At 44.8% G+C, this 1,510-nt stretch carries 2 protein-coding genes; one reads left to right on the top strand and one right to left on the bottom strand.

Features of this window, described 5'->3' with window-relative positions; genetic code table 11:
* The first annotated feature begins 480 nt into the window (after positions 1 to 480).
* Positions 481 to 1,341: a group II intron reverse transcriptase/maturase gene (gene ltrA, locus DU53_RS11670; RefSeq protein WP_235599839.1), complete on the top strand. Its 861-nt coding sequence runs from the start codon at positions 481 to 483 to the stop codon at positions 1,339 to 1,341.
* A 2-nt stretch (positions 1,342 to 1,343) separates the two neighbouring features.
* Here the strand turns inward: ltrA and DU53_RS12590 are convergent.
* On the bottom strand, positions 1,344 to 1,510 hold a 167-nt coding region (locus tag DU53_RS12590), incomplete at its 5' end, for an ATP-binding protein (RefSeq protein WP_235599840.1).

Raw genomic sequence — 1,510 nt, 5'->3', positions numbered from 1 at the left:
GCCGAGAATGGGTAAGCCCGAGCTCCAACTCTACAGGTTTGGATGGCAGGATTCGGATGAAAGCTGTATGTCTTACCCGGGGAAGTCCTCACTCGTCCAAAATGGGTAAGCCGGAACAAGGGGAGACCCAAGGACTGGTGAAGCGGAGGAGGATGGCAGACGAACCCGTAGTAGTGTTGAACCTCTCTGAAAGGAGAAGGGACTATCGCCTTGAGCGATGGGGGTAACAGGAACCGAAAGGGCCTGTTACTTGCGAAGGGGGGAAGGATTGAGGAAATGGCACAAAGGGAAGCGAGTATAACAGGAGTCCGTAACGGAGGCTGAAATGCTAACGACGGTTGAGAATAGCCGGGGCAGGTAAGTAACCATTGCAAAGATAGGAAGATTCCCGGGGGGGGGGTAAAGAATCCAATCTTTGGATGGGAGAAGAAACCGATTCTGTTATATGCGACTTATCCGGAAGGCCATACAGGAGGAAACATGAGGAAGTACTACAGTCTTATTGACAAAGTTTATCTGGAAGCGAACCTGGTCAAAGCATATCACAAGGTGCGGAAGAACAACGGAGCACCTGGGATAGATGGAGTAACGGTTCAGGAGTATGGAGAAAACCTTCTGGAAAGGATTAAGAAACTCAGCGAAAAGTTGCGAAAAGGAGAATACCGGCCTTCACCGGTAAAAAGGGTAGAAATCCCGAAAGGAAATGGGAAGACACGTATGCTCGGGATACCGACGGTAGAGGATCGAATAGTACAACAATCGCTGAAAGAAATAATGGAACCAATCTTTGAGGAAGGATTTCATCCTTCAAGTTATGGATACAGGAAAGGAAGGAATCCACACCAGGCAGTAGAGAAAGCCTATGCCTTCGCGTGCAAATACAAAATGAAATACGTGGTACAGTTAGACCTTAGTCAATGCTTTGACACCTTAGACCACGAAAAGATGATAGACGCAGTAGCGGAAAGAATAAGCGATGGCAAAATATTGAGACTAATAAGAAGTTTCCTCAAAAGTGGAGTCATAACAGACCAATACCAACCCAGTGAAATGGGAAGTCCACAGGGCGGAGTAATAAGCCCCCTGCTAGCCAACATCTATCTGAACAAATTTGACCAGAAAATGATGGCCAGAGGAATAAGGATAGTGAGATATGCAGATGACATACTAATCTTCGCAAAGAGCTACAAAAGCGCGGAAAAGTATCTAAAGATAGCTATCCGAATACTGGAAAAAGAGCTGAAATTGAAGGTCAACAAAGAAAAGACGAGAATAACCACGATAGATGATGGTGTCAACATCGACCAAAAAAGCATAAAAACATCGAACAAAATTGCGTAGTTTCATCGATCAGATTTGCGTAGTTTGTCACTTCTATCAATCGTCGTCTGTATACCAACAAGCCCCGTTTTCTGTTTTTCTTTCAGTCTGTAGCTTTTTCCACGAATGTTGACAATTGTACAATGATGTAAGAGTCTATCTAATACCGCTGTTGCTAATACTTCGTCTT

The sequence above is a fragment of the Kosmotoga sp. DU53 genome (assembly GCF_001639905.1).
Classification (GTDB): Bacteria; Thermotogota; Thermotogae; order Petrotogales; family Kosmotogaceae; genus Kosmotoga; species Kosmotoga olearia.
Note: the sequence above shows the minus strand (reverse complement) of the source record. Positions and strands in the feature narration are given on the sequence as shown.

Bases quoted from the DNA above. Each gene is read 5' to 3' on its own strand.
- ltrA (WP_235599839.1), top strand. From the start codon at position 481: ATGAGGAAGTACTACAGTCTTATTGACAAAGTTTATCTGGAAGCGAAC.